The 8206-nt window shown below is 58.6% G+C and carries 4 protein-coding genes; 3 read left to right on the top strand and 1 reads right to left on the bottom strand.

Annotated features, from left to right (window positions below; genetic code table 11):
• Window positions 1-295 precede the first annotated feature (295 nt).
• Genes SGJ19_21725 through SGJ19_21735 form a run of 3 tightly spaced genes read left to right on the top strand, consistent with a single transcriptional unit; the run spans window position 296 to window position 7888 of the window.
• Complete coding sequence (locus SGJ19_21725) at window positions 296-3109, top strand: site-specific DNA-methyltransferase (protein MDZ4782877.1); 2814 nt, start codon at window positions 296-298, stop codon at window positions 3107-3109.
• The gene (locus tag SGJ19_21730) at window positions 3106-4848 is read left to right on the top strand and encodes an AAA family ATPase (protein ID MDZ4782878.1); all 1743 of its coding nucleotides are present in this window, start codon (window positions 3106-3108) and stop codon (window positions 4846-4848) included. Before SGJ19_21725 ends, SGJ19_21730 begins: the two co-directional genes overlap by 4 nt.
• Entirely contained in the window at window positions 4766-7888 is a 3123-nt protein-coding gene (locus SGJ19_21735; protein ID MDZ4782879.1) for a DEAD/DEAH box helicase family protein, read from the top strand. Before SGJ19_21730 ends, SGJ19_21735 begins: the two co-directional genes overlap by 83 nt.
• Window positions 7889-8109: 221 nt before the next feature.
• On the opposite strand, the gene SGJ19_21740 is transcribed toward SGJ19_21735, so the two are convergent.
• The coding region (locus SGJ19_21740) for an enoyl-CoA hydratase (protein MDZ4782880.1) at window positions 8110-8206 on the bottom strand (97 nt) is incomplete at its 5' end.

Genomic DNA, 8206 nt, shown 5'->3' on the forward strand with positions numbered 1-8206 from the left:
GCATCTTGCTTTGCTGCCCGGGAAAGCGCAGCGTCTCCCATTCCATGTCGTCGATGTGCCGGAACTGCGCCGCGTGATCCTGATCGTGCTTCATTTGGTCTCCTTTTCGGTCGATGGCAGCATTTTGGCCGCTATCCCGCGCCAGGCGCGGCTCTGAGCAAAAAATTGGCAGCATTAGTAATGCAGCCGGATCCCGCCGAGTGGCCGGATGCCGACACGCAGCATAGCGCACCAAGCTCATGGGCGAGATCTGCGGACTGGGTCTAAAATGTTCCGAACCATTCACGGACTCGCAATGGCAAAACAAAAACGGCCGGTCCTTAAACCGGTGAAGAAAAAGCTTTCCCGACCCAAGCTCGCCAAAGCGGCCGAGTACCGGCACAAGGAGGAAGCGCTCGCCCGGCCAGACGTCGGCACTCAACCGCAGTTCAGGAAGAAAGCGCCGCCAAAGACCTACCGGTACGATTCTTCGCTGGCCCCCTCGCTCGAATGGGATGCCGGCAATCCCGTTCGCGAAGAGGGCGAGGCACTGTTGCGGCAGTTGCAGGAGGCGGCGACGCTCGACGAGGCCAAGTCCGTCGCGGCAAAACTGGCGGCGCTCGGAAAGCCTTTTCTCAATTGGGCCGGAAAGCCCGAGAGGACCTCGTTCGATGTGCCGACGTTACCGCTTTTCATTCACGAGCGTCTGTCGACCCGTGCCATCCTCGAGACTCTGAAAGGTCATCGCGCCGATAGGCAATTGGGTCTGTTCGATCTGTTCGCCGATCCGCAGCGTCCAATTCACGAACAGGTGCTGAGGGCCTACGAATACAAGGACGACTGGGTCAATCGCATGATCCTTGGCGATTCGCTGGTCGCGATGAATTCGCTGCTTCATTACGAGTCGCTCGGCGGACAGGTGCAGATGATCTACATGGATCCGCCCTACGGCGTGAAGTTCGGCTCGAACTTCCAGCCTTTCGTGCGCAAGCGCGACGTCACGCACAACGACGATGAGGACATGACGCGCGAGCCGGAAATGGTGCAGGCCTACCGCGATACCTGGGAATTGGGTCTGCATTCCTACCTGACTTACTTGCGCGACCGATTGCTCCTGTCGCGGGAGTTGCTCGCTCCGACCGGCTCGATCTTTGTGCAGATCTCTGATGAGAACTTGCACCATGTGCGTGAGTTGCTGGATGAAGTGTTTGGTGCCGAGAATTTCGTCTCTCAGATCAGCTTTCAAACTACGTCGGGCTTCGAGACATCGACAATCGCGACTCTCGGTGACTTTCTGCTTTGGTATGCGCGCGACAAAGGAAGAGTGAAAGTACGCAAGCTTTTCGCTCCTCAGCCGGTTATTTTGGGTGAGGGAAACGCAAAGTGGGTACTCCTTCCAGATGGAAGTTATCGCGGAGTTACGGCTGCTGAGCGCCGTGGAGAAATTCCGTTGCCAAAGGATGCTCGCCTTTACATTCCTGACAATATCCAAGGACAAGGAGCCGCAAGTACCGACCAGACGTTTATCTTCGACGGCAAACCATATAGGCCTGGATCCACGTCGCACTGGAAGGCAAGTTTTCCGAAGGGAATGGAAGTACTAGCCAAAGCTGGGCGCTTGCATGCGGCGAAAGAAAGTCTTCGATATCGGAGGTATGCAGACGATTTCCCTTACACGGAGCGCGGAAACATCTGGACGGATACGCTTACCGGCAACTTTACCGACGAGAAAATTTACGTCGTACAAACCAACACCAAGGTCGCCGAACGCTGTTTGCTGCTTGCAACCGATCCGGGTGACTTGGTGGTGGATCCCACCTGCGGTTCCGGCACAACCGCCTACGTCGCCGAACAATGGGGTCGCCGCTGGATCACGATGGATACGTCCCGAGTCCCATTGGCTCTCGCTCGCCAGCGCCTCCTGACCGCCACCTTTCCCTGGTACGGGCTGAAGGACGAAACGCGAGGCCCCGCGGGAGGATTCATCTACAAGCGCCGGCAGAATTCGAAGGGCGACGAAGTCGGCGGGATCGTGCCTCATATCACCTTGGGATCGATCGCGAACAATGAGCCTCCCAAGGAGGAGGTGCTCGTGGATCGTCCTGAGGAATTGAAGGGCGTTACCCGAGTTACGGGTCCGTTCGTGTTTGAGGCGACGATCCCGACGGCGATGGGACTAGATGCGGAGCCCGCGTCTAAGAAAGAGGCTCCCGACCAGACAGCGAACGCGGAAGCAACCATTGTCGATCGAATGCTCGAAATTCTGCGCCACTCCCCGGTGGTGCAGATCGGTGGGGGTGCGACGGTAACCTTCCGCAATCTGCGCCGGCCCGCGAAGACGCTTTCTCTCTCGGCTGAAGCGGTGGTCGATCCCTCCGGCAAAGGGAAGTCCGTTCGATTGGACGAGGCCGTACAGGCCGCCGATGAAGCCAACCGCGTAAGTCTGCCGTTTTCTGGCAAGCCGGTTGCACTGGTGTTTGGGCCGGAAAACGGCGCAATCGCCGAGCGCCTGGTCTGGGAGGCGGCACGCGAGGCCACGGCCAAGAACTATTCACACCTTTACGTGATCGGCTTCGCCATCCAGCCGCCCGCCAGGCAACTGATCGAGAACTGCGAGCAGGCAGTAGGCATTCCGGCCACCTACGTGCAGGCCACGCCGGATTTGATGATGGGCGATCTGCTCAAGAATATGCGCTCCTCCCAGATCCTGTCCGTATGCGGCCTACCGGAGATTGCGGTCAGAGGGACGAAGGCGCCAGCCCACGAAACGTCGAAAGAAAAGCGAGGCGGTCTGTGGTTCGAAGTCGAGCTGCTCGGCCTGGACGTCTTCGATCCGGCCACTATGCAGGTCATGCACAAGAAGGGAGACGATGTGCCGGCATGGTTGCTCGATACCGACTACAACGGATTATCGTTTCACGTTTCGCAAGCATTTTTTCCTCGAACTCAGGCCTGGGACAATCTGAAGCGGGCATTGAAGGGTGAATACGAAGATAGTGTCTGGGCCCATCTGGCGGGCAATGTTTCGGTGCCCTTCGAGGCAGGCACGCACAAGCAAATTGCGGTCAAGGTAATCGACGATCGTGGAAACGAATTGATGGTGACGCAGGACCTGAGAGACACCAAATGAAACTCGTACGAGTTGTCGTTCGAAATTTCAAGCGATTCGACGAGGTGTCGTTCGAACTTCCCGGCCATACCGTCGTCGCTGGGCCGAACAACATGGGCAAGACTACGTTGCTTCAAGCAATTGCCGTATGGGAGCTGGCATTCCGTACCTGGAAAAATCTCAATAACTTCCACCGGCGCGGCGGAGCTTACCAATATGCACCTATAGCGCGTCAGGCATTCGCCGCGGTGCCCTTGAGGCAATTCGACCTGCTGTGGACGGGACGTCGCACTGCCAGGCCGATCGAAATCTCATTGCAGTTTGACCGGGGCGCGCCAATGAACATGGAGATCTGGCACGACACGACCGAGCAGATCAAGGCGCATCCAAGTGCCACTGTGGACCCGGTTGCGGCGCGTTCGACGACTCTTTCGACTGTCTTCATTCCGCCAATGACCGGCCTTTCGAGAGAAGAGCCGCTCTATGCGCGCGATGAAACGGTTGACAGCCTCCTTGCGCAAGGGCGACCGGGGGAGGTCATCCGGAATCTGCTCTTCAAGGCCCATCAATCCCCGGCTTGGGGTCCGCTTCAGGACGCGATCCGGCGTTTATTCAACTACGAACTTCTGCCGCCGGTCGTTGGCGCAAACATAGTCGTCGAATATCGACGGCCGGGAACCCAAATCGCATACGACATTGCGAGCGCGGGAAGCGGGTTCCAGCAGGTTCTGATGCTATTGACCTTCCTGCACACCCGGCCAGGGTCGGTACTCCTATTGGATGAACCGGATGCCCATTTGCATATGATTTTGCAGGACGCGATCTATGGAGAACTGCGGTCTGTTGCCGCGCTGACGAATTCACAGCTCATCATTGCGACACACTCTGAGGTCATCATCGAAAGCGTGGATCCGCGCGAACTTTGCCTGATGTATGGTGCTCCGCGCCTGCTGTCTACGACCCAGGAGCGTGCGCAATTGATCGAATCGCTCGGTGTGCTCACTCACACCGATATCATGCTCGCGGAGAATGCGCCGGGCGTGCTGTACGTCGACGATTACACGGACATGGACGTGCTGAGGGCATGGGCACGAGTGCTTGGACACAGGGCACTCGAGTTGTTGACTACTCGCTTGTTGTGGAAAGCTCGCGTGATTCAGCAGAGACCTGGCGCGTCAGGAATCCAGGCCAGGGACCACTACGACGCACTGCAGCTCGTCAAGCCGGGATTGCCCGGCCTCCAGCTGATCGATGGGGATGCTGTCGCCGGCCTCAATCAGACCGAAATAAGCGGACAGGGGCTTCAGCGGCTGCGATGGTCGCGTTATGAGATCGAGAGCTATCTGATCCATCCTCGGGCGCTGGAAGAGTTCGTCAGGCAACAGTTGGGTGAGGACGCGGCCGGACCTTCGGTGGAGGAGATGCGTCAACACCTAGTCCGTATTTTCCGCGAAGACTTCCTTGCAGATCCTCTCAAGCCAGAGCCGCTGGTCGAGAGCTATTTGCGTACGACGAAGGCACGGACCCTGATTATTCCGCCCATGCTGGAGACTGCGGGATTGCATGGCTTTCCTCACACTCGCTACCATGAGATTGCCGCGCTCATGCGACCGGAGGAAATTCATCCGGAAGTGATCGAAAACTCGATGGCATCTGCCGTGCGTTCGGTGAGGCGCCGTGAGCAATTTCGAAGTTGCCGAGCCAATCCTGAACCCGCCCTTCGAGGAACCCCAGGCGCACTGGTGGATCGTTCCCGGTGAAACACCGGAAAAGCGTTCCGGCAGGCGATTTGCGCACTATTTCTATCGCGATCCACGTTCTGGAACCCGCGGTTCCGCCGAAACCGACACGGGCACGATGATCGAGATGAAGCTGGTTACGCGCATCCGCGGGCAGATGGCGGCGTGGCGTAAAGAGAGCTATCCCGGCGCATCCCGGACAACCTTGGAGCTCTTGAATTACTGGTCCCGCGAGGGGCGGCAGCATCCCCTGTTTTTTGCCCAACGCGAAGCGGCAGAGACGGCCATTTTCCTCTTCGAAGCGCGGGCAGACTTCCGTCAAGGAATTGAAGTGCCACGGGATGAGCCTTCTGACGAGAAGAAATCGGAAGGCTACGCGGGATTCCCGCGGTACGCCTGCAAGATGGCGACAGGGTCCGGGAAATCCACCGTCATGGGGATGCTCGCCGCCTGGAGCATTCTCAACAAGCAGGCAAATCGTTCCGACGCGCGGTATTCCGACGTGGTGCTGATCGTCTGTCCTAACGTGACGATTCGGGACCGGTTGCGGGAGCTTGATCCCGAGTCCGGTGAGGCAAGCCTGTACCGTACCCGGGATCTTGTACCGCACGACATGATGCCCGCGTTGACGCAGGGCAGAGTCGTCGTTACGAACTGGCATGTGTTCGAGCCGCAAGCCCCGGCAGGTGCGTCGGGTGCAAAGGTGATAAAGGCGGGCCGGGCCGAACGTCGCATCGAGACAATCACTATCAGCGACAAGACCACGACCGCGCGGGGGACGCGCTACTTGAAGCGGGACGATTTTGACCGGCAGGTGGCGGCGGGGCTGCTCGACGTCATCGAAGAGATTCGCGACAGGTCCGGCGAGCTTGCCAAGGTCAAAGTCGAATCCGTGCGCTATGTCGAAAGCGACACTGCTCTGATCGACCGCGTGCTCGGCCGGGAGATCGGCGGCAAGCGCAACCTCTTGGTCCTGAATGATGAAGCGCATCACGCCTATCGCATCCGTCGCGACGAACCGGACGAAGACGAAGACGACGATGAGGGGCTGGAAGATTTCTATCGGGAAGCCACCGTCTGGATCGATGGACTGGACAGGGTGCAGAAGCTGCGCGGAATAAATTGCTGCATCGATTTTTCCGCCACCCCGTACTACTTGGGGCGAGTCGGAGCGGCAGCCAACCGGCCGTTTCCGTGGGTGGTCAGCGACTTCGGACTGATCGATGCGATCGAATCGGGATTGGTAAAGATCCCCCAGTTCGCGGTGCGCGATACCACGGGGGCATCGATCCCCGGCTATTTCAATATCTGGAACTGGATATTGCCGCAGCTCACGGCAAGTGAGCGGGGTGGCAGAAAGGCTGCGCCAAAGCCCGAAGCGATCCTGAAGTACGCCCATCTTCCGATCGCCATGCTCGCCGGCTTGTGGGAGCTGGAGTGGGTGCGCAAGAGCGCCGACCCGCAAGACACGCGACCTCCGGTTTTCATCATCGTTTGCAAGAACACGCAAATAGCCAAGGTCATTTACGATTGGTTGGCCGAGGATAAACCGCCTTCCGGCATTCCTCATTCGAAGATTGAAGCTTTCCGGAATTCGGGCCGGGACATAAACACGATCCGCGTCGACTCCAAGGTTGTGAGCGAAACCGATACGGGCGAAGCGAAATCCGACGAAATGAGGTGGATGCGCTTCACGCTCGATACTATTGGTAAGGTGTTTTGGCCGACGGACCAATTGGGTCGGCCGATTTTTCCGCAGGGGTTTGCCGAGCTCATCGCGAAACTCGGACGTCCGATGCACCCCCCGGGTCGAGACGTACGCTGCATCGTAAGTGTCGGCATGCTGACGGAGGGCTGGGATTGCAACACAGTCACGCATGTCGTCGGACTGCGTCCATTCATGTCACAGTTGCTTTGCGAGCAAGTCGTGGGTCGCGCTTTGCGCAGGACGCGTTACGAGTTGAACGAAGAAGGCAAGTTTTCGGAAGAAGTGGCGCAAATCTTCGGTGTGCCGTACCAGATCGTGCCATTCAAGGCGAATGCCGGTGGAGCGGCGCCACCGCCGGTCAAGCGATGGCACGTGCATGCGCTGCCTGCCAAAAGCGGATTTGAAATCCGTTTCCCAAGGGTGGAGGGTTACTCTCAGGCGCTTCGAAACCGAGTGGTGATCGATTGGGATTCCGTACCGGAATTGGTGCTGGACCCCACCAAGATCCCGCCCGAGGTCGAGATGGCCAGAGCCTTGCCTACAAACGACGGCCGCCCATCGCTGCATGGGGTGGGAGGCATTTCCCAGGTCACTCTGAATCCCTACCGCGCCGGCCGCCGGCTCCAGGAACTCCTGTTCGATCTCGCACAGGATCTGACTCGCGAGCTCACCGCCGGGAAGCATTGCGAGATTCCGGCCCACGCGCTTTTTCCGCAGGTACTGCTGATCGCGCAACGCTATGTTTCGGAAAAAGTCAAACCGCTCGATCCATCCGATCGCCGGGATGCGTTCCTGTCGCCGTACTACGGATGGATTCTTGAAAGGTTGACCCAAGCCATTCGGCCGGATGCGGGCGCGGGGGAGGCGCCCGAAGTACCGCGCTACGAGTCCCGTCGCAGCGCTGGTACGACCGCCGAGGTTGATTTCTGGACCAGTCGTGACGTTCGTGAGGTCCGCCGCAGCCATGTAAATTTCGTCGTTGCGGATACGCTCGTTTGGGAGCAATCGGCAACCTATCTCATCGACACTCACCCTGCTACGGCGGCGTTCGTCAAGAACGCTGGACTGGGATTCGGCATTCCGTACGTGGATAACGGACAAACCCACGAGTACTTGCCCGATTTCATCGTCCGGTTGAAGGGAGAGTCAGAGCGGTACGTGATTGTCGAAACGAAGGGATTCGATCCCAAAGAGGCGGTAAAGAAGGCCGCCGCAATTCGATGGATCAACGCGGTCAATGCGGAAGGCAGCTTTGGTCGTTGGAGCTACGAGGTGGCTAAAAAGCCTAGCGAGGTGGTGAAGATTCTGGACGAGTCTGCGCGATCAAGAGCTCCTGAACACACTCCAGTTTAGGCAAACCAGTCTTGTCTGCATGGCAGCATAATAACTGGACAGCCGCGCCAGTGCTTTGGCTCCGCACAAATTTGGCAGCATTGAGCGTCCCGCCTCGATCGAACTCGACGACCGCCCGGACGCGCACGCCGAGGCGATGAGCTTGTCACCATGCGTCTGCGGGTTGTCGAAAGGGATCGCGTACGCGATCTTCCATACGGGAGCGGCCGCCGCCGGAGGCGCTAGCGATTGCGAAACTGGGGCTTTCGCTTCTCGTTGAAGGCGGCGATGCCTTCCATGCGGTCCTCGGTGCCGATGAGGCGATTGTAGGCCTCGACC

It is taken from the genome of Planctomycetia bacterium (assembly GCA_034440135.1).
In the GTDB taxonomy this organism is placed as follows: Bacteria; Planctomycetota; Planctomycetia; order Pirellulales; family JALHLM01; genus JALHLM01.